This is a genomic window from uncultured Aggregatibacter sp. (assembly GCF_901873365.1).
Classification (GTDB): domain Bacteria; phylum Pseudomonadota; class Gammaproteobacteria; order Enterobacterales; family Pasteurellaceae; genus Aggregatibacter.
The window spans coordinates 41,956-62,971 of sequence record NZ_CABFLM010000071.1; the positions used below are offsets into that span (position 1 = coordinate 41,956).

General features: G+C 44.2%; 21 protein-coding genes and 1 tRNA gene. 7 read left to right on the forward strand and 15 right to left on the reverse strand.

All coding sequences use genetic code 11. The annotated features are described in order from the left end of the window. Positions 1-62 precede the first annotated feature (62 nt). Both ispA and xseB read right to left on the reverse strand, forming a co-directional pair. On the reverse strand, positions 63-953 hold the full coding sequence (ispA, locus tag QZ106_RS06265; protein WP_295975665.1) for a (2E,6E)-farnesyl diphosphate synthase: 891 nt from the start codon (positions 951-953) through the stop codon (positions 63-65). A 10-nt stretch (positions 954-963) separates the two neighbouring features. Further along, complete coding sequence (gene xseB / locus QZ106_RS06270) at positions 964-1,209, reverse strand: exodeoxyribonuclease VII small subunit (protein ID WP_021615675.1); 246 nt, start codon at positions 1,207-1,209, stop codon at positions 964-966. 208 nt (positions 1,210-1,417) lie between these two features. Between xseB and QZ106_RS06275 the strand changes: the two genes are divergently transcribed. Both QZ106_RS06275 and QZ106_RS06280 read left to right on the forward strand, forming a co-directional pair. Then, on the forward strand, positions 1,418-3,277 hold the full coding sequence (locus tag QZ106_RS06275) for an ATP-binding protein (RefSeq protein ID WP_295975668.1): 1,860 nt from the start codon (positions 1,418-1,420) through the stop codon (positions 3,275-3,277). Between the two features lie 94 nt (positions 3,278-3,371). Further along, the gene (locus tag QZ106_RS06280; RefSeq protein ID WP_295975671.1) at positions 3,372-3,779 is read left to right on the forward strand and encodes a DUF1043 family protein; all 408 of its coding nucleotides are present in this window, start codon (positions 3,372-3,374) and stop codon (positions 3,777-3,779) included. An 84-nt stretch (positions 3,780-3,863) separates the two neighbouring features. On the opposite strand, the gene QZ106_RS06285 is transcribed toward QZ106_RS06280, so the two are convergent. From QZ106_RS06285 to QZ106_RS06325, 9 genes are all read right to left on the reverse strand, one after another. Then, the gene (locus tag QZ106_RS06285) at positions 3,864-4,622 is read right to left on the reverse strand and encodes an ABC transporter ATP-binding protein (protein WP_295975674.1); all 759 of its coding nucleotides are present in this window, start codon (positions 4,620-4,622) and stop codon (positions 3,864-3,866) included. Positions 4,623-4,633: 11 nt separating this feature from the next. After that, the gene (locus tag QZ106_RS06290) at positions 4,634-5,575 is read right to left on the reverse strand and encodes an iron chelate uptake ABC transporter family permease subunit (protein ID WP_295975678.1); all 942 of its coding nucleotides are present in this window, start codon (positions 5,573-5,575) and stop codon (positions 4,634-4,636) included. Next, positions 5,565-6,530 (reverse strand): iron chelate uptake ABC transporter family permease subunit, encoded by a 966-nt coding sequence (locus tag QZ106_RS06295; protein WP_295975681.1) that lies wholly within the window; start codon positions 6,528-6,530, stop codon positions 5,565-5,567. Before QZ106_RS06295 ends, QZ106_RS06290 begins: the two co-directional genes overlap by 11 nt. 75 nt (positions 6,531-6,605) lie before the next feature. Beyond that, positions 6,606-7,505, reverse strand: a complete 900-nt coding sequence (locus tag QZ106_RS06300) for a siderophore ABC transporter substrate-binding protein (RefSeq protein ID WP_295975793.1) — start codon at positions 7,503-7,505, stop codon at positions 6,606-6,608. A gap of 185 nt (positions 7,506-7,690) precedes the next feature. Further along, positions 7,691-8,458, reverse strand: a complete 768-nt coding sequence (gene fecE / locus QZ106_RS06305; RefSeq protein ID WP_295975684.1) for a Fe(3+) dicitrate ABC transporter ATP-binding protein FecE — start codon at positions 8,456-8,458, stop codon at positions 7,691-7,693. Continuing rightward, positions 8,458-9,441 (reverse strand): Fe(3+) dicitrate ABC transporter permease subunit FecD, encoded by a 984-nt coding sequence (fecD, locus tag QZ106_RS06310; RefSeq protein ID WP_295975687.1) that lies wholly within the window; start codon positions 9,439-9,441, stop codon positions 8,458-8,460. Before fecD ends, fecE begins: the two co-directional genes overlap by 1 nt. After that, entirely contained in the window at positions 9,441-10,430 is a 990-nt protein-coding gene (fecC, locus tag QZ106_RS06315) for an iron-dicitrate ABC transporter permease FecC (RefSeq protein ID WP_295975689.1), read from the reverse strand. Before fecC ends, fecD begins: the two co-directional genes overlap by 1 nt. Continuing rightward, a complete protein-coding gene (locus tag QZ106_RS06320) occupies positions 10,430-11,323 on the reverse strand; it encodes a Fe(3+) dicitrate ABC transporter substrate-binding protein FecB (RefSeq protein WP_295975692.1) in 894 nt (297 codons plus the stop codon). The genes fecC and QZ106_RS06320 overlap by 1 nt, the downstream gene beginning before the upstream one ends. Before the next feature lie 83 nt (positions 11,324-11,406). Next, complete coding sequence (locus tag QZ106_RS06325; protein ID WP_295975697.1) at positions 11,407-12,477, reverse strand: metallophosphoesterase; 1,071 nt, start codon at positions 12,475-12,477, stop codon at positions 11,407-11,409. A 181-nt stretch (positions 12,478-12,658) separates the two neighbouring features. On the opposite strand from QZ106_RS06325, the gene QZ106_RS06330 reads away from it, so the two are divergent. From QZ106_RS06330 to QZ106_RS06350, 5 genes are all read left to right on the forward strand, one after another. Then, positions 12,659-12,988, forward strand: a complete 330-nt coding sequence (locus tag QZ106_RS06330) for a YbaB/EbfC family nucleoid-associated protein (RefSeq protein WP_290521825.1) — start codon at positions 12,659-12,661, stop codon at positions 12,986-12,988. A gap of 75 nt (positions 12,989-13,063) precedes the next feature. Beyond that, the gene (gene recR / locus QZ106_RS06335) at positions 13,064-13,666 is read left to right on the forward strand and encodes a recombination mediator RecR (protein WP_021615662.1); all 603 of its coding nucleotides are present in this window, start codon (positions 13,064-13,066) and stop codon (positions 13,664-13,666) included. Positions 13,667-13,696: 30 nt separating this feature from the next. Then, positions 13,697-15,622 carry a DNA topoisomerase III gene (locus QZ106_RS06340; protein WP_295975703.1) on the forward strand — a complete coding sequence of 642 codons (1,926 nt, stop codon included), beginning with the start codon at positions 13,697-13,699 and terminating at the stop codon, positions 15,620-15,622. Between the two features lie 156 nt (positions 15,623-15,778). Next, a complete protein-coding gene (gene secG / locus QZ106_RS06345) occupies positions 15,779-16,126 on the forward strand; it encodes a preprotein translocase subunit SecG (protein ID WP_209363065.1) in 348 nt (115 codons plus the stop codon). 18 nt (positions 16,127-16,144) lie between these two features. After that, positions 16,145-16,230, forward strand: a tRNA-Leu gene (locus QZ106_RS06350). 323 nt (positions 16,231-16,553) lie between these two features. On the opposite strand, the gene lipA is transcribed toward QZ106_RS06350, so the two are convergent. From lipA to QZ106_RS06370, 4 genes are all read right to left on the reverse strand, one after another. Then, positions 16,554-17,516: a lipoyl synthase gene (gene lipA, locus QZ106_RS06355; protein ID WP_295975706.1), complete on the reverse strand. Its 963-nt coding sequence runs from the start codon at positions 17,514-17,516 to the stop codon at positions 16,554-16,556. A gap of 66 nt (positions 17,517-17,582) precedes the next feature. After that, positions 17,583-18,221 carry a lipoyl(octanoyl) transferase LipB gene (gene lipB / locus QZ106_RS06360; protein WP_209363062.1) on the reverse strand — a complete coding sequence of 213 codons (639 nt, stop codon included), beginning with the start codon at positions 18,219-18,221 and terminating at the stop codon, positions 17,583-17,585. A 108-nt stretch (positions 18,222-18,329) separates the two neighbouring features. Continuing rightward, a complete protein-coding gene (gene xseA / locus QZ106_RS06365; RefSeq protein ID WP_295975712.1) occupies positions 18,330-19,664 on the reverse strand; it encodes an exodeoxyribonuclease VII large subunit in 1,335 nt (444 codons plus the stop codon). Positions 19,665-19,670: 6 nt separating this feature from the next. Beyond that, positions 19,671-20,858 (reverse strand): cupin domain-containing protein, encoded by a 1,188-nt coding sequence (locus tag QZ106_RS06370; RefSeq protein ID WP_295975714.1) that lies wholly within the window; start codon positions 20,856-20,858, stop codon positions 19,671-19,673. Between the last annotated feature and the right edge of the window lie 158 nt (positions 20,859-21,016).

A 21,016-nucleotide genomic window follows, 5' to 3' on the forward strand; every position in this document is an offset into this window, starting at 1 on the left:
GTTAAAATTTATCTATCACTACGTTAAAAACAGGTCTAATTTCCACCGCACTTTGGGGGAGATTAGCTTTTTCGTTTAATGATAAATTCCGCCAACGCATAAAGTGCGGTGGTATCAAAAGGTAAATCTCTCAGTTCGGCTAATGCCATTTCGTAAAGTTCTTGTGCTTTTTGTTTGGCACCTTCCAGCCCCAATAATTTCGGATAAGTGCTTTTATCAGCCGTCAAGTCGGAGCCGACCGTTTTGCCGATGGTTTCGCTGTCGCCCTCAATGTCTAAAATATCATCTTGTACTTGGAAGGCGAGTCCAATTGCCGTGGCATAGCGTTCCAGCGGTTGTGCTAAAGCCTTGTCTGCAAAATGAGGCGAGCAAATAAAGCCCATCGTGAGCGCTGCCGTGAGCAAGGCACCGGTTTTATTTAAGTGGATATGTTCTAATTCTTGCAGGCTGATGACTTTGTGTTCTGATATTAAATCCAGACTTTGTCCCAAGCACATGCCTTTGACACCGGAAGCGGCACTTAAGGTTTTAATGAGCGCTAGCTTTTGTTCCGCTGATAGCGTTGGAATATCCGTTAAGATTTCAAAGGCAAAGGCTTGCAATGCATCACCGGCTAAAATTGCGGTGGCTTCGTCAAATGCAATGTGGCAAGTTTTGTGGCCGCGACGCAATTCATCGTCGTCCATGGCAGGCAAATCATCATGAATCAAAGAATAAGCATGAATGGCTTCAATGGCGGCTGCCGCATAATCAAGCTGCGCTAAATCGGCACCAAGCATTCTGCCGGTGGCATAAACTAAAAAGGGGCGAATGCGTTTTCCACCTAATAACAAGCCATATTTCATGGCGTCAGCTAAAGGCGCGGGCGCGCTATCAAGGTGGGCAAATTGATCGGCTAAAAAATGATTAATTCGCTGCTGAACTTGCTGTAAATCTTCTGAGAACTGATACATTACCGCCCCGTTATTCTTCCGCTTGATAATCACTGAGTTTGGCACTTTCGTTTTTTTGTAACAAAATTTGGATGTGCTGTTCCGCTTGCTGTAAGCGTTCTTGACCTAACTGAGCCAGCTTGATGCCTTGTTCAAAATCTTTTAATGCTTCTTCAAGAGAAAGGTCGTTATTTTCCAAACGGGAGACGATTTCTTCCAGTTGTTTTAAGGTATTTTCAAAATCCGGTTCGTTTTTTTCAGCCGGTTTGCGCGCCATGGTCTTATCCTTTTTTGCAGCAAAATAGAATTGTCGTATTGTACTTGATTTTTATCGCTATTGTTAGGAAGAATTGCGTGAAGTGGGCGCAAAAGTGCGGTCGAAATATACGGTGTTTTTTGACCGCACTTTCGTGCAGTAAGAAAACTTTTCCGTGTAAATGGCGCAATTCAGGTACAATGCACATTATTTTTTGTTATGGATTCTTATGAAAAAAATCAAACATTTTGGCAGTTTTGCCCATCGCTATGTAGAGTGGGTCGTTCGTTTAGGAAAAATCCGTTTCTCGCTGTTAGGCGTGATGATCTTGGCGATTTTGGCATTATGCACCCAAATGGTGCTCAGCCTGATTTTTGTGGGAAAAATCTACTGGCAGGATTTGCTCCGTTCGATCGTATTTGGAATGATTTCAGCACCTTTTGTGATTTATTTTTTTACGTTATTGGTGGAAAAGCTGGAATATTCTCGCCAGGCACTTTCCCATTCTGTTTCAGAACTGAAAAGCGAAGTAAAAGAGCGACTTTTAGTCGAAAGTCGTTTGTCGGCAGCGTTAGACAAAGTGGAGAAAATTAGCCGAGACAAAACCACCTTAATGACAACGATCAGCCACGAGTTGCGCACCCCGTTAAACGGCATTATCGGATTAAGCCGCATTTTGTTGGAAGAGCACCCCACCGAACGCCAACGCAATTATTTAAAAACCATCAATAGCAGTGCGATTTCTTTGTCGCATATTTTCAGCGACATTATTGATTTAGAAAAAATTGATGCCCGCCGTATTGAATTGCATTGCAAAGAAACGGATTTTTATGCCTTGCTCAATGACATTAGCAATTTCGCTGTATTAATGGCGGAAGAAAAACGTCTTGAATTTCACTTAGATTGCCCGCCAACCTTGCCAAACTGGCTGATGTTGGATGGCGTGCGGTTGAATCAGATCTTATGGAACTTGATTACCAATGCGGTGAAATTTACGCAACAAGGCAGCGTAACCTTATCGGTTGAGCAAATCGCTAACAATGAATTTGCGATTCGCGTGACGGATACGGGCATTGGCATTGGTGAAGCCGATTTAGAAAAAATCTTTGAGCTATATTATCAAGTGAGTTCTAACCGTAATAAATCCTTGGGGAGCGGCATTGGGTTATCGGTGTCCAAAGCCATAGCTAAATTAATGGGGGGTGATTTAACCGTTACCAGCAAAATGGGGCAGGGTTCCACCTTTTTGTTAACGTTTAAGGCAGAAGAGGCTTTTCGTCCGTCAGAAAACGACAGCAAGTTGCCATTAAAGCTTAATATCTTGTTGGTGGAAGATATTGAAGTGAATGTGGTGGTCGCGAAATCCTTGCTGGAAAAATTGGGTTACCAAATTGATGTCGCGATGACCGGTGCGCAGGCCATCGAAAAATTTGAGCAAAATTATTATGATTTGGTGTTTTTGGATATTCAGTTGCCGGATATGTCAGGCTTTGATATTGCCCATCACTTACGCCAAAACTATGAAAATGGCACTTATGATTTCCTGCCACCGCTCATTGCCTTGACGGCAAATGTCGTGCAGAAAAAAGAAGAATATCTCGCGCAAGGCATGGATGATGTCATTCACAAACCGCTGTCGTTGGATGAGTTGAATCAGTGTCTGTTCGATTATTTCGGCGAAGAAATCACGCAATTTGAACTCACCGACACCAAGCAACTCCAAGCCTCTGCCGATTTTGATACGAAAATGTTGGGCGAATTGGTGGAAATGCTGGGGGTAAAATTTGTGCAAGATAATCTCACCTTATTTGAACAAACTATGGCAGGGTACGCCATTGAATTACAGCAGGCCTATCAAGCCTATTTGCAGGATCCGGCACGGCAAGCCAATGTGCTTGCCTTAGCGCATAAAATTAAAGGGGCGTTGGCTTCTGTTGGTTTAAAACGCTTGCAGGAAATCGCGTCACGGTCACAAAATGCCGAGACAGAACAATGGCAAGAGAATATTGCCCTTTGGTGCCGACAACTGACTGAAGAATGGCGAGAAGAAGTGGAAAAACTGAGAGCGTGGCTAAAACAGTATGCATAATATTATCGTTATGTGATCTTGCCCATAGAAATATAAAAACGTTCAAGCTATGATAATAGCGGTTTTTTTCTATTCAATGATGAAGGAGTGATGTATGCAATCTTGGACACCGGAGATGTGGCGAGCCGCTTTACTTGGCTTAGTTGTGGGATTGGCGCTGGGTTATTTTTTATTGCGTTTTACCAAAGCCTCCGTAAAAAAACAGGTGAAAACCGAAACGGAGTTGCGCGTGTTGAAAGAACAGCTGGAAAATCAAAAACAGCAACTGGAAAAGCATTTTGCGGAAAGCGCAAATCTCTTAAAAACGCTAGCGCAGGATTATCAACATTTATATCAGCATTTTGCCGGCGCTTCCGTTCAATTATTGCCTGAATTAAATGACAAAGCCTTATTCCAAGAGCAGCAGCTTGATGTGACCGGCGAGGTTTCACCGACAACGCCGGACGATCAGCCGAAAGATTATTCGGAAGGTTCTTCCGGGTTATTAAAGGCCGAAAGATAAGGATTTTTCCTTAGAGTAAAGTGCGGTGGATTTTTCAGTTGTTTTAAACAGGATGAAAATCTACCGCACTTTTCAAATAATCTACTACATATGATGTACGACCAGTCTTTTCCTCTGATGGGTCAACACTTCCGCCTCTAAATTAAATACCGTTTTTAAATTTTCTTGGGTAATGATTTCTTCCGGTGTGCCGATCATGGCAATTTCACCGTTTTTCATGGCGACAATGGTGTCGGCGTAGGCGGCAGCCATATTGATGTCATGCACCACCATTACCGTTGTCAGTGCCAGTTCATCGGTCAGTTGGCGTAGCAAGCGCATGAGCTCGCGGGCGTGGAACATATCAAGATTATTTAAAGGTTCATCAAGCAGTACATGATCGGTTTTTTGACAGAAGGTCATGGCAATCAGGGCGCGTTGACGTTGACCGCCGGAAAGTTCGCTAAGAAAACGATTAGCTAAGGGTGCTAATTCAAAACGTTGTAAGGCATCGCGGATAATGGCATTGTCTTCTTCCGTCGGACGCCCCTGATGGTGCGGATAACGGCCGAAAATCAACAAATCTTTTACCGTAATGCGACTATGAATCACGTTATCTTGGGTCAGAATTGCCAGGTTTTGCGCAATTGTGCGTGATGGCGTGGTGCCAATATCCATATCATTTAGCCAAATTTGCCCTTGTTGAATCGGATTTAAGCGCGCAACCAAAGAGAGTAGCGTGGATTTACCAGCACCATTAGCGCCGATCAATGCGGTAATACCACCGTTTGGGATGGTGAGATTAATGTTATTTAAAATCGTCGCCTGATTAATTTTATAGGTTATATTTTCAATTTTTATCACAATACATTCCTTTATTTTGCCCGTCTTAACATCAAATAGATAAACACCAATCCACCGACAAATTCGACAACTACGCTAAGCACACCTTGCATCTTCATCACTTGTTCGAAGATGGCTTGCCCGCTCACCAACGTGATGGCTGACACCATAAACGTCATTGGGATGCGAATGCTGTGGTGCATAGTCGGGCTGATGGCATTGACAATGGCACACACCAATAAGCCTAAAAACAGAATTGGCCCGACAAGTGCGGTGGAAATTGACACCAAAAATGCGCAGCAAATGAGTAATTGGCGGCTGAACTGATGATATTCCAAGCCTAATCCGATAGCGCGTTCACGCCCCAGTAGGAGTACATCTAATTTAAAACGTTGTTGCCAAATCCACAGAGCGCTGACCAATGTAATGACAGTACCAATCCATAATAAGGTTGGGTTCACCGTGTTAAAACTGGCAAAGGAAGATCCTTGTGCAACGGCGAATTCATTGGGATCGATCATGCGCTGTAGCAGGTTATTTACACTGCGGAAAAGCACACCGAAAATAATCCCCACCAAAATCATGCGGGCGAGATCGCTGTTGTTTTTGCTGAGTGTACGGAATAACAGGAGTGCACCAAGCAACATAAGCAAGGTTTCAAAGGCAAATTTGCCGGCCACATTGAGTTGTGTAAATCCAATTCCGCCGAAGAGAAACACTAAAATGCTTTGCACCAATAAATATAAGGAGTCAAAGCCTAAAATGCTGGGGGTTAGAATCGGGTTATTGGTTAAGGTTTGGAATAGCAATGTAGATATGCCAATGGTGTAGGCCATCATCAGCAATAACAACAGTTTCTTTCCACGAAACGGCAAAATGAAATCCCAGTTACCATTGGCGTGATAGGTCATAAAAAAGACGCAAGCAAACGTGAGTAGGGCACCGAGTAATAACATAACGCGATTATTTTGCATTGGCTTTCCCCTTAAATAACAAATAGAGGAAAATCAATGTGCCGACAATGCCGAAAATGGTCGAAATCGGGACTTCATAAGGTGCGTTAATGACTCGACCTATAATGTCACAAACCAAGACCAAATTGGCGCCGAGCAATACAACCGAAGGCAGATTTTGGCGTAATCGGTCACCGGCTAAGCGGGAAATAATATTTGGTACAACCAGGCCGATAAAGGGAATTTGCCCAACGGTGACGACGACTACCGCAGTAATCATCGCCACCACAATTAACGCAAACCACGTCATTTGACGATAATTAATCCCTAAGCCGGTACTGATATTTTTCCCCAGTCCGGTGATGCTCAGACGATCGGCCATAATATAAACCACTACGGCAAGGGCGGCAGTGAGCCATAATAATTCATAACGTCCTGCCAAGATGCCGGAAAAATCGCCGGAAAACCAAATGGACAAGGTTTGTAAGCTGTCTGTTTCGTAGGCAAGAAAGGTGGTCATCGCCTCAATAATATTGCCGAACACAATCCCCACCAACGGCACCATGAGACGTTGATGTGGCGGTAATTGCTGTAACAATAAGGTAAAAATGCCCATGCCAATGAGTGCGGAGACGGTGGCGACGGACATTTTGAGAAGCAAGGCGGCGCTTGGAAATAACAGGCTGGTGAATAAAATCCCGAATGCCGCGCTTTGACTGGCGCCGATCATGCCCGGCTCAATAAAGCGATTTTTTAAGACAATTTGTAACACCATGCCTGCCACGCCAAGGGTCGCACCCACTAAAATGACGGCAAAGGTTCGAGGCAAGCGACTGATTAACAGAACTTGCATTTGTTCCGGTTGGGAAAAAAATTGAGACCAATGGAAATCGGCTACGCCCACGGTAATGCTTAATGCGGCGAGTAATACAAGAATGAAAAAATTTATCCGATTTAGGGTAAAAATATTCGACATAGCGTTTTTTAGGCAATAAAAAGTTCTCTTCATTATTGTCTTAGTTTGACACAATGAAGAGAACGATAAGCGTGATTATTTTTTCTCAAAAGCCGCTTTAATGGCGCTTAAGTCTGTTCTTAATTGTTCCGCACCGCCCGGCGCTAAGTAGGAAGCGCTACTGAGATAAACGACATTACCGTTTTTCCAGGCTTTAGTGCGACGAACCAATTCATTATCCAACACTTCTTTGGCGGTTTTACCTTCTTCGCCAATAGCAGAAATGCGATCTAATACAAACAACCAGTCAGGATTGGTTTTTTCAATAAACTCAAAGCTCGCCGGTTGGCCATGACCGGTACCTTTAATGCTTGGATCCGCCATTGGTACGCCAAGTTCATCATGAATAAAACTTAAACGATAACCGCTACCGAATGCGGAAATTTTGCCACCGTTGACTAAAATAATTAAACCGTTGCCTTTGTCTTTCACGGCGGCTTTAGTGTCTTTTAATAAGGTTTCCAATTCACCTTTTAACTTATCTGCTGCCGCTTGTTTATCAAATAAATGGCCGAAACTGTCAATGCGTTGAATGCCGCTTTCCACTAATTTATCGCCGTTATCGGTTAAATCGATCGTTTTTGCAATAGCGCTGACATCATCAAATTTTTTCGCCGTGCGAGTGCCGACAATAATTAAATCAGGTTTAAGTTCATTTAAGGCTTCAAGGTTTGGCTCAAAAATGGTACCGACATTTTTTGCCGAATCTAAGGTTGGTTTCAGATACGGAAGGAGTTTTGCCACATCCGCTGCGCCATCGACTTTCACACCCAAGGCTTGCAATGTATCCAAACTGCCGGTATCAAACACCGCTATTTTGGCGGGTGGTGCATTTAACGTAACATCGCCGCGCGCCGTGGGAATCGTAACTTCTTTTGCCAATGCGGACGTTGCCATCGCAATACAGGTGAGTGTTAACAATGCTTTTTTTAACATCATAAGTCTCCTTGGTATCTGTGATTGAAAACAATTCTCAACTATTTTAACGGAAGTGAGACAAAAAATGAATGGGGTTTTATAGCGAAATGACATAATAGAATGTGATTACAGAATATGATTTTAGAAAGTGTGAATAGGGGCAACTTATCATACTTGCCCCCAGATTATGACCGTACTTTTGTTTACTTCAAAATAAACATGGGTGTTTGGCTAATTGGATCGCGGTGAATCACTACTTCTAAATCAAACACCTCTTTTAACAGCCCTTCTGTCATCACTTCGTCAGGCGTTCCTTGAGCCATAAGGTTGCCGTCTTTGAGAACGATTAAATAATCACAATAACGACAAGCCTGATTTAAATCATGGAGTACCGTAATGACGGTTTTGCCGTTTTGTTGCATTTGACGCATCATGCCCATGAGTTCCGCCTGGCGGTTGAGATCCAAATAAGTGGTGGGTTCATCTAACAGAACAAGCTCTGCATCTTGCGCTAATGTCATGGCTAGGAAAACCCGTTGTTGTTGTCCGCCGGATAAATCCGATACCAAATGTTCTGCCAGTTCCGTGGTGTGGGTTTGTTCCATAGCCCAAGCCACTAATTGCTCATCTTTATCACTCAATTTGCCCCACAAATTCAAATAAGGCGAACGGCCGTAAGCAATTAATTCGCGTACTTTAATGCCTTCCGGCACCAAATGTTGTTGTGGCAAGAACGCTAATTGTTTGGCATATTCTTTCGGCGTGCTTTGCCAAATATCTTTGCCTTTGTGAGTAATTTTGCCTAGGCGAGGCTTGAGCAAACGGGCCACCGCTTTTAGTGTTGTGGATTTGCCACACCCGTTCGGGCCAATTAAGGCAATAATTTGGTTGCTAGGAAAGCTGAGAGATAAATCCCGTACGATAGTTTTATCTTGATAGCCTAATTGTAACTTATTGATCTCAATGCTCATTATTTCGTTCTCATCAATAAATAGAAGAAGTAAGGGGCGCCGATAATGGCGGTGAGAATACCGGCGGGCAGTTCTGTCGGCGGATCGATAACCCGCGCTAAAATATCGGAAATCTGTAACAACAACGTGCCGATTAGCATGGATGCCAGCAATAATGTGCGGTGACGTCCACCGACCAATTTGCGTGCTAAGTGCGGTGCAACTAAGCCGAGAAATGCGATGGGGCCGCAAATGGCGACGGCTGTGGTGGAAAGCGCAACAGCCAGCACTAATACCAAGATTTGCGTTTTATTTACGCTTACTCCCAAGGTGGCCGCTTTGTTTTCACCTAAACCTAAAGTGTCCAAATCTCGGCAGAAAATAAACGGTAACGGCAATAACACCAACAACCAAGGCAAAACGACATTGACATAAGCCCAACTTCTGCCCCACAAACTTCCGGTTAGCCAAAGCATAGCCGTGTTGATTTCTACCGGATTGGTTAGCATTAAATAATGGCTGATTGCCGCCCATAGGGCAGAAAGCGCTACGCCGATAATGGCCATTTTGATCGGGCGGAAGTTAAAACCACATATCATCCATAACAAAATGAAAGACAGGACACCGCCGATAAAGGCGAAAATCGGTAGCCAGTAAAAGGCTAAATTCGGTAGGAAAATTAATACGGTAACGGCGACTAAACCGGCAGCGTTATTGATTCCTAAAATATCAGGAGAGGCCAACGGATTACGCACGACACTTTGCACCAACACCCCGGAAATGGCCAATGCACCGCCGATAATAATGGCGAGTAGCGCGCGTGGCAGACGGTATTCCATTAACGTGAAATAGTTTTTATCGTCAGGGTGAAAAGCCTGGCTAATTTCATCAAAGGATAGCGTGTAAGTGCCGTAGCGAATGCTTAATACAAATAATAGCGAGACCGTACAGAGTGCCGATAAGTAAAAGCCGATTGCACGGAATCCTGAATGAGAACGGCGCATTAGTGTTTTCCTCTGGCAAATAATACAAAGATTGGCGCACCGATTAAGGCCAAAATGGCGCCGGCAGGCACTTCACTTGGGAAATCAACAGCACGGGCAATGGTATCCGCCGCCAACATTAAAATAGCGCCTAATAACATGGACATGGGTAATGATTTTCGTAAATCATAGCCGATCCAATAACGTGCTAAGTGTGGAATTAACAAACCGATAAAGGCGACCGGGCCGGCTACGCTAACGGCTGAACCCACAATTAATAATGCTATGATATTGGCATACCAACGCAGACGGAATAGGTTAATTCCCAAGGATTGAGCGGATTCGTCGCTTAAATTGAGTAAATTTAAGCGGCTGGCAAAGAAGAGGCAAAAGAGAGCGCTCGATAGCAGAAACGGCCAAATAGCGTGCCATTCGTTCCAACGGGCATGAGAAATACCGCCGGCAAGCCAACTCATTACGCCAAAGGCATGATCTTCTGACATAATTAACACTAATTTGGTGAGGGCAGTACACAATAACGACACGGCAATCCCCGCCAAAATCACGCGACTGCGATCGCCGCTACTGTCTTTCCACGCGTTGCTGATCAACATTACAACCAACCAGCTGATTCCACCGCCGATACTTGCCACCAAGGCAATGCTATAGCCTGATAATAAGGCCGGGCTAATGGCACTCGCCGTTACCATAGCCAAACTTGCGCCGGAATTGACGCTTAATAGCGTTGGTGAGGCTAGTGGGTTGCGGGTGATGGTTTGTAATAATGCCCCGGCTACCGCCAAATTGGCGCCTAATGCGATCGCGACTAAAGCTCTCGGAAAGCGTAAATCAACCACAGTGATCTTGGCCAATTCATCGCCATTGGGGAAAAAGGCGTTTAGCGCATCTAATGGTGAAATTTCAATAGGGTAGTATAAAAACAGGCTTCCCCATAACAGGAAAGCCAGTCCTAGCAGGGGCAAGCCCCAACGAAAAGCTGTGCCAAACATTATTTTTGATTAACGAATTGTTCAACTTGTTTTGCCATGATCTCGCTGGCCGTAATGCCGCGTCCGCGCGCCCACATATCGGCATTGACGCTAAATACATGTTTGGCTTTCACGGCAGGAATGGCTTGCCACAAAGGTTCTGCTTCCCATTTGCGGGCGATACTTTCTTGGCGATAGTGGGCTATAAACATATAGTCCGGTTTTTCCATCACTAGTTGCTCAAGATTAATTTCAGCAAAGGCTTGAGTGGCGTTTGGTAATTTTGGCGAGTTAAAACCCAGAACACCAAGGAAGCTGGCGACATAACCACTGTCATTTTGTAAATTGAATTTGTCTTCGCGGGAGGTGCCGAAAATCGCTTTTTTGCCTTTCACATTGATATTTTGCGCAATGTTTTCGATAATTTTATTGTGTTTATCAATTTGCAATTTCATTTCACTGCCTTTACCGACAACATCGCCGATTTTTTGTGCCGTATCAAGATTCTCCTGATAGCTTTCATGGCGGGAATCAAACATCATGGTCGGGGCGATTTTTTTTAATTCTTCATATACCGCTGTGTGACGAGAAGGATCAGCGATAATTAAATCGGGTTTTAATGCGGCAATGGCTTCAAGACTTGGTTGTGAACGGGTACCGACAGATTGCCAAGGTTGTATTTTATCTCGCACTTCCTGCAAAATGCGGGTTTTATCGTTGTCATCAGCAACGCCGACCGGGCTAACACCAACTTGAGCAAGGGCATCAACGAAAGAATATTCTAACGCGACAATGCGACTTGGGGTTTTATCTATAGTGAATTCACCTTTAGCATCGGTGACGGTCACAGCACTTGCCGTCACAGATGCCATAAGGAAAAGAGAAGTAAGAGTTGCGTTGACGAATTTTTTCATTTTCGAGTCCTCTATCATCATAAAAACATAAGTGTAATGGGTTAAATTATACACAGGGCTCGGTATTGAGAATAGTTCTTTTTTTAATGTCCGACCAGATCGATAATCATCACTTCCGACTGTGACCCTAATCGCATCGGCACGCCCCAAAAGCCATAACCTGATGTGACGAAAAAATGCCCTTGATTGATTTTTTCATAGCCGTAACTTAAGCGATAAATCAGTTTTACAATAAAATTTGCCGGGAAAATTTGTCCATTATGGGCGTGGCCGGAAAGCTGAATATCAATCGGCAAATTGGCGTGTTGTTCAATCTCTGTTGGACGATGATCCATTAAAATCACCGGTAATGCCGTATTGACACCTTTTAGTAATTGCGCTGCCGTTGGTCTGTTTTTAACGAGGTCGTCATTGCGCCCAATGAGGGTAAAACGTCCATCAATCACGACACTTTCATCCATCACGGGAATGATCCCCGCTTTGCGCATTTCTGCTTCAATGCGTTGTTGATCGCCAAAGAAATCATGGTTTCCCAGGGTGGCATACACGCCAAGTGGGGCTTGCAGGTTGGCAAAGTGCGGTTGCATTTTTTCTGCTAAATAGGCGTTGACGTTATCATCCATAATGTCGCCGGGGAGCAAAATAATATCTACTTTTTCCTGCCGCATGATGTCAGCCAAGGTATCTAACTGTGTTGAACCAAACAAACGCCCTAAATGCAAATCGCTTGCCATACCAATGCGTAAAGGTTGCATTGGTTTATCCAGCTTGACTTGATAATGACGTATCACCGGTGTATAAGCATTATATAAACCCAGTCCAATAAACCCTAAAAAGAGTATCGGATAGAGTAATTTTAGCGCGTTATCCCACGGTTTAAAAAAGCGATGCAGTATGCCTACGATGGCACTGCTAAACGTGGAAAAGAGCAACAAGGTGAGAAGCAAGGCACTGACGCGAAAACTTTCGGCATACAGACGCAAGGGGGCGGTTGCAATCAGAGCATTAAAGAGCAAAAAGAGGATGATGGTCAGCTTGGTGCGCATTTTTGGGCTGAGATTAAACAGCCAGCCGAGCGTACGACTAAAACCGAATAACATAAATTGTAAGACCAGCACGGCGATAGCCATGGTGATGTAGTGTCTTGCTTCCATAATGTTCCTTATGTTCCTTGAGAGTGGAAAGTGCGGTTGTTTTTTCGTGTATTTTTAAGGCAACGGATAATAATACGAATCATCTTGGGGCGCAATTTAATCCGAAATTGATCGTTTTCAAGTCAGAAATTTTTCGCTAAAATGCGACCACTTTTTTATGTAAATTAAAGGAAGAAAATCTATGTTCGGAAAAGGCGGTTTGGGCGGTTTAATGAAACAAGCTCAACAAATGCAAGAAAAAATGCAAAAAATGCGAGAAGAAATCGCACAACTAGAAGTAACCGGTGAAGCCGGTGCCGGCCTTGTGAAAATTACCATTAACGGGGCGCATAATTGCCGCCGTGTGGAAATTGACCCTTCCTTAATGGAAGACGATAAGGAAATGTTAGAGGATTTAATCGCTGCAGCGTACAACGATGCTGTACGTCGTGCGGATGATTTGCAAAAAGAAAAAATGGAATCTATCACCGCCGGTATGCCATTGCCGCCGGGCTTCAAAATGCCATTCTAAAAAACGTTCGTAAAACTTACCGCACTTTATCACTAAAGTGCGGTTTATTTTTTCAGTCAATTCACCGAGAACCTTATGCAAACCAGTCCCTTGTTAGAAAATTTGATCGAAAGCCTACGTGTATTACCGGGCGTTGGCCCTAAATCCGCACAACGTATGGCGTATCATTTATTGCAACGTAACCGTAGTGGCGGTATGCGTTTGGCACAAGGGCTGACGGAAGCCATGTCAAAAATTGGGCATTGTGAGCATTGTCGTACTTTCACGGAAGAAGAGGTTTGCCATATTTGCAACAACCCTCGTCGTCAAAATTCGGGGTTGCTTTGTGTGGTGGAAATGCCGGCAGATATTCTTGCCATTGAGCAAACCGGGCAATTTTCAGGGCGTTATTTTGTGCTTATGGGGCATTTGTCGCCATTGGACGGCATTGGCCCACGGGAGATCGGCTTGGATTTATTGCAAAAACGTTTACAAACAGAATCCTTCAAGGAAGTGATTTTGGCGACAAATCCCACTGTCGAAGGCGATGCTACGGCGAATTACATTGCAGAATTGTGTTTGCAACAAAACGTCAAAGTCAGCCGCATTGCCCACGGCATTCCGGTAGGCGGTGAATTGGAAATGGTGGATGGCACCACACTGACCCATTCTTTCTTAGGTCGCCGCGAAATCGGCTAACCTCTTTCTCTCATCTGCGTTTTCTTGTTTATGCGACTTTTTATAGCAGAAAAACCGAGCCTTGGACGCGCGATTGCGGATGTTTTGCCGAAACCGCACCAACGCGGTGACGGCTTTATTAAATGTGGTGATAACGACTGCGTGACGTGGTGCGTGGGGCATTTGCTGGAACAAGCAGAACCCGATGCCTATGATGCGCGTTTCAAACAATGGCGCTTAGAAGATTTGCCGATTTTGCCGCAAAAGTGGCAGTTAATTCCGAAAAAAGAAACCTATAAACAGCTAAAAACCGTTGAAAAGTTGGTGCAACAAGCGGACATCCTCGTTAACGCAGGTGACCCGGATCGTGAAGGGCAGTTGCTGGTGGACGAAGTATTCAGTTATCTCAATTTACCACCGGAAAAACGCAATGCGATTCAGCGCTGTTTAATCAGCGACTTGAACCCAAGTGCGGTGGAAAAAGCCATCAAAAAATTGCAACCTAACCGTGATTTTGTCCCCCTTGCCACCTCCGCGTTGGCACGTGCCCGAGCCGATTGGCTCTATGGTATTAACATGACCCGTGCTTATACCATTCGCGGCAGACAAGCAGGTTATAATGGTGTGCTTTCTGTTGGGCGAGTGCAAACGCCCGTACTTGGCCTTATCGTACGCCGTGACTTAGAAATCGAGCATTTCCAACCAAAGGATTTCTTTGAAGTGTTGGCTTGGTTGCGTGACCCAAAAGGGGAAGAAACACCGAAGAAAGCTACCGCACTTTTTTCTGCGTTATGGCAGCCGAGCAAAGCCTGTGAAGATTATCAGGACGAGGATGGGCGCGTGTTATCTCATGCGCTGGCGGAAAATGTGGTAAAACGTATTGCCGATCAACCGGCGGAAGTGACGGATTATTCGGATAAACGGGAAAAAGAAACGGCACCGTTGCCCTATTCCTTGTCCGCATTGCAAATTGATGCAGCCAAGCGGTTCGGGATGTCCGCACAGGAAGTGCTGGATACCTGTCAACGTTTGTATGAAACCCATAAATTGATTACTTACCCGCGTTCCGATTGCCGTTATTTACCAAAAGAACATTTTGCAGATCGCATGGCGGTGATGAATGCTATTTCTACCCATTTAACTCAATTTCAACCTTTGCCGGAAATTATCGATCCTGAACAAAAAAATCGTTGTTGGAATGATAAAAAAGTCGAAGCGCACCATGCCATCATTCCGACGGCAAAGAACAGACCGGTGAGTTTGAGTCCGGCGGAACAACATATTTATTTTCTGATTGCCCGACAATACCTCATGCAGTTCTGCCCGGATGCAGAATACCGTAAATGTAAAATTACTTTGAATATTGCCGGTGGGACTTTTGTGGCGCATGCTCGCAATTTGCAAATTGCCGGTTGGAAACAGCTTTGGGGCAAAGAAGACAGCGACGATGAACAGCAAGATACGCTGCTGCCGGTCGTCAAAAAAGGGCAAATACTGCATTGTGAAAAGGGCGAAATCGTCAGTAAAAAAACGCAACCACCAAAACCCTTTACGGATGCGACCTTGCTTTCTGCCATGACGGGCATTGCTCGTTTCGTGCAAGACAAAGAATTGAAAAAAATTTTGCGGGAAACCGATGGTTTAGGCACGGAAGCGACGCGTGCGGGCATTATTGAATTGTTGTTTAAACGTGGTTTTCTCTATAAAAAAGGGCGTAATATTCACAGCACCGAGGCGGGACGAATCTTAATTAATGCATTGCCGGATGTGGCAACGCAGCCTGACATGACGGCACATTGGGAGTCACAGCTTGATGGCATTAGCCGTAAACAGGCGAGTTATCAGCAATTTATGCAAAACCTCACCCAGCTTTTGCCTGAATTATTGCACTACATTAATTTTTCTGCGTTACGCGAGTTAAGCCGGCATAATCAAAGCGTGAAAAAGGCTGCGCCGAGAACAAAGAAAAGTGAATGAGGGTTAAAAGTGCGGTCGTTTTTCAAAATGTTTTTACTGAGTGAATTTGCACCAAATAGCGTAAAAATACATAAAATAACTTGCGAAGTACTAAGATATTCGCTAATATCTGCGCCGTTATTTTTCATTAGAATTTGCTAAATCAGAGAAGATAAAATGTATTCAGCGTTGTTAATCCTTTATTTGGTTGTTTCCATTGCCCTTATCGCTTTTATCCTGTTACAACAAGGTAAAGGTGCGGATGCCGGTGCATCTTTTGGTGGTGGCGCATCCGGTACCGTGTTCGGTGCAGCCGGTGCAGGTAACTTCCTTTCTAGAACAACGGCAGTTTTAGCAACGATTTTCTTTATTATTAGTATTGTTATTGGTAACATCAACTCACACAAAAATAATGTGAAGCAAGGTGCATTTGATGATTTATCCGGCACGGCTGAACAAATTCAGCAACAACAGCAAAAAGCACCGGCTGTGTTAGATACAAAAAATAGCGATATTCCTCAGTAATAAAATTTATCGAATTAAGCTCTGGTGGTGGAATTGGTAGACACGCTATCTTGAGGGGGTAGTGACCGTAGGTCGTGCGAGTTCAAGTCTCGCCCAGAGCACCAACTTAGAAAGGCCGCAATTTTGCGGTCTTTTTTATTAACTTCGATCCGTAACGATTTCGTACGTAGCGTGCATCTTGATGCACGACCAACCAAGGACGGAACATTATTTATCCCTTTCAGACATTCACAATTTCGTGTGTAGCGTGCATCTTGATGCACGACCAAACCTAAAATAAAAATATGAAAATAGACATTTCCGGACGGAAGAATTTTTTGCCAACACAGTGAGTTATATCATTAAGCATAGAGAATAGATAAAAAAATCTGCGCATTAAGACGAGTGAATTAATGCGCAGATTTGTTTTATTTCTTAAATGGGGACGTTACTTCACCAATCCGCCACTGGCTTGCAAGTCGGCATGGTAGGAAGAACGGACGAACGGGCCGCAAGCAGCGTGTTCAAAGCCCATGGCTTGTGCTTTTTCGCGGAACATATCAAATTCTGCCGGAGGCACATAACGGGCAACCGGTAAATGGTGTCGGCTTGGTTGTAAATATTGACCGACAGTGAGCATCGTCACACCGTGATCACGCAAATCCTGCATAACTTCTAAGATTTCTTCGTTGGTTTCGCCTAAGCCTACCATTAGCCCGGATTTGGTTGGAATATGTGGGAACATGGCTTTAAATTCTTTCAGTAAGCGCAACGACCATTGATAATCTGCACCCGGACGAATTTCACGATATAAACGTGGTACATTTTCCAAATTATGGTTAAACACATCCGGCGGGTTGTCTTTTAATTTTTCCAACGCCAACTCAATGCGTCCACGGAAATCCGGCACTAAAATCTCAATTTTAATGTTCGGATTTAAGGCACGAATTTCGCGTACGCAATCGGCAAAGTGACCGGCACCGCGATCAGGTAAGTCGTCACGATCAACGGAAGTGATCACCACATAACGTAACTTCATATCCTGAATGGTTTCCGCTAATTTGCGTGGTTCTTCCGGATCCGGTGTAAGCGGTTTGCCGTGTGCCACATCACAGAACGGACAACGGCGAGTACAAATCGCCCCAAGAATCATAAAGGTTGCCGTGCCGTGATTAAAACATTCATGCAGGTTCGGGCAAGAGGCCTCTTCACAGACAGAATGCAATCCGTGGCGGCGCATACCGGATTTAATACTTTGAATTCGCGCGCCATTGGCGGGAATTTTGATTTTCATCCATTCCGGTTTTTTCAGTAATTCCTGATTAGGATCGATATTTTTTACCGGAATAATAGAGGTTTTGGCGGCATCACGATATTTAACGCCGCGCTCCATCTTAAAAGGTGTTCCCATTGAAATTCCTTATATTGCGAGTAAATGGCAAGGGTAACGAGATTAAACGGTAATTCACTAAGACTGTTAATGATTTGTTACATTATACCCTAACAGCGTGGAAAAATGCTTAACTAATTGGAGGGAAACTTGGTGGCAATCCGCCCGCTCACTGCCAATGAAATCCGCCAGTTGACACATTTCTAATCCGGCATAACCACAAGGATTAATTTGATGGAAAGGCGTTAAATCCATATTGATATTAAACGCTAAGCCGTGAAAAGAACGACCATGACGAATGCGCAAACCGAGAGAACAAATTTTTTTGCCATCAATATACACACCGGGCGCATCCGGTTTTGGGTAGCCTTCAATGCCATAATCCGCCAATGTTTTCACCACCGATTGTTCAAGTGCGGTCACTAATTGACGCACATTTAAATTCTCATGGCGCTTAATATCAATCAGCACATACATAATTTGTTGCCCTAAGCCGTGATAAGTGATTTGCCCGCCACGATCTGATTGTACCACCGGAATTTCCGTACGTTGCAATAGATGCTCCGGTTTGCCGGCTTGACCTTGAGTAAAGACGGAGGGATGTTGCACTAACCAAATTTCATCAGGCGTATCTGCCGTGCGATTATCGGTAAACGCCTGCATGTTATGCCATACATGTTGATAATCTTGGATACCGAGATTTCTTACAATTAAAGTAGGTTGCATAATTTTTCCTTTGCGTTGGAAATGAAATTAAAATCCGATTCATTTATTTTGAAACGTGCTTTATGCCTTTCTTTGGTGGTTTCGGCAAGCGGACAAGTCAAAAAAAGATTATTTTTCTTCTAATCGGATGACTTGGCTGATGATATCGCCATCGGGTAGTCGGGTTTTGATTTGTTCACCGACATTCACCTCTTTCATCGAACGAATCGTGAAATTTTGTTGATTTTGTGTAATAGAGTAGCCGCGTGCCAACACTTTTAACGGACTTAAACTATCCAGCTTGCCACACAAATGTGCTAACTGTTTTTGCTGAAGACTGAACGTTAAATTCATGTGAGAATTTAACCGCACTTTTAGCTGCGCAAGCTGCTGTTCATATTGTTGTAGGCGTAATGGAAGCGGGTTTTTATACAATCGCATTGAAAGTGCGGTCAGATTTTCCGCTGTTTTTTGCCAGTGGTGGCGTAGTGTTTGTTGCAGCCGATGGCTTAACTGCGTGATGAGCTGTTGTTGAATGCGTAGTTGTGCCTGTGGGTGTTGATTGTGTAATCGCAAAGACAGATGTTTTAGCTTTTGTTGCTTTTCTGCAAAGAGACGATCTAGGGCAATTTCAAGACGTTGCCGGCGGTATTGGAGTTGTTGCAATAATTCCGTTTGATTCCGACTGACTAATTCTGCCGCGGCAGAGGGCGTTGGTGCGCGTAAATCGGCAACAAAATCCGCAATGGTGACATCGGTTTCATGCCCTACAGCACTGATCACCGGAAGATGAGAATGAAAAATGGCACGCGCCACCATTTCTTCATTAAAACACCATAAATCTTCTAAGGAGCCGCCACCACGGCCGACAATCAGAACATCCACTTCTTGCCGTTGATTCGCCAGTTCAATCATTTGCGCAATCTCAGTGGCGGCATCTTTGCCTTGAACAGCTGTCGGATAAATGATGATTTTTAAGCTGGGATCGCGGCGTTGCAAAATGTGTAGTATATCCTGCAATGCCGCGCCGGTTTTTGACGTGATAATCCCTACCGCCTTGCTAAAGTGCGGTAGGTTTTTTTTGAGATGTTGGGCAAATAACCCTTCTGCCGCTAACTTCAGTTTTAATGCTTCAAATTGTTGCATTAATAATCCTTCACCGGCTAAATGCATGCTTTCAATAATGAGTTGATAATCGCCGCGAGGCTCATACAAACTCACATTGGCACGCACCAAGACTTGCATTCCATTGGTCGGACGAAAGCTCACACGCAGATTTTTCATGCGGAACATCGCGCAACGCACCTGAGCGTTTTCGTCCTTCAAACTTAAATACCAGTGACCGGAAACCGGTTGGCTAAAGTTAGAAATTTCACCGGTAAGCCAAACGGCACCCAGCTGATTTTCCAACATCAATCGCACAGATTGATTGAGTTGGCTGACAGAATAAATGTTATCGGCCATGAGTGATTATTCGTATAACAACGCCCAGCCGTCATCCAACCAGTTGCAGATGCTGTCAAATAATACGTCAAGCGACACGGTATTATCGGCGTCGGCTAATTGACACAAGAAAGCATAATCAACGGCTTTACCATCGGCGAGATGTTTTAGAATCTCTGCTTCGGCAGGGCTTAATTCATCTAACCATTCGCCATTAGCATAAAGACGAAGAGGGCTTGTGGTATAAACTAACTTACAGTTATTGTCTTGCAGCAATTTTCCGCCTTGCTCAAAGGTTTCTCGAACATCATCAAGATCGGCAATGTCTTCCGTGGCAAGCAATTCATAACGTCTGCGGCTGACGGTAGTTGCCAAGGCGTGTTGGAATAAGTGATCGAATTGTGTTGACTGTGCAAGTTGTTGCAAGAATTGCTGTTTTAATTCTTTTACGGAATCAGCGGTTAATTCGCCGGTATTTTGCACAGGTGGCGCAAGTCGGAACGGAATGGCTAATTCGCTGACATCCAAATCTGTATGGCAAAGGCTTTGTTCAATGTTTTCAAACAAATCGGCACTATTCGGATAGCGTAAACCAAAAGAAACGGTTAAGCAGTCATCTTGTGCAACGCCATAATGAGATAAGCGAGAAGGCACATAAAGCACATCACCCGGTGCTAAAACTTCATCAAAAATGATATCGCCCATATCATCGAAAATACGAATCGGTTGATCGGCTTTGAATTCGGTGGTCGGGTCACACCATTTACCTAACTGCCAGCGTCGGTGACCATAGGCCTGAACGAGGAAAACATCATATTCGTCATAGTGTTTTCCAACAGAACCGCCTTGTGGCGCGAAAGAGACCATAATATCATCACGTTGCCATTGTGGAATAAAGCTAAATTTATTCCAAAGACCACCTAAAGTCGGCGACCATTGTTCTAAATTTTGCACTAAAACAGACCATTTCTCAGGCAAATTTTCAAAATCTTGTGCGGATAATGGAGCTTTACGCAGTTCCCAGTGATCTTCAGCGTGTTGTTTTACTAAACGCGCAACAACTTCATCTGTTTGGGCGAGCTCTAAAATATCATCGGGCAGAAGTTGACCGATAATTTCCGGTAGTCCGTTACGAATTAAGAGCGGTTTTTTTTGCCAGTAATCACGTAAAAAGATTTCTGGCGTAATATCGAATGGAAGGCAGTTCTTGTTCATTTTGAATCCCTTATTAAGCTGTGAAATAACAGGTTTGATTCACTGGCTCATCGGCTAATCATCGGCGAATCGTTGACAAGCGCGGATAAGCAAGAATTGAATCAAGGTTGCGGTCAAATCGTTTGCCCGAATAATTATGGGTTAGGCTTGCGACTTGA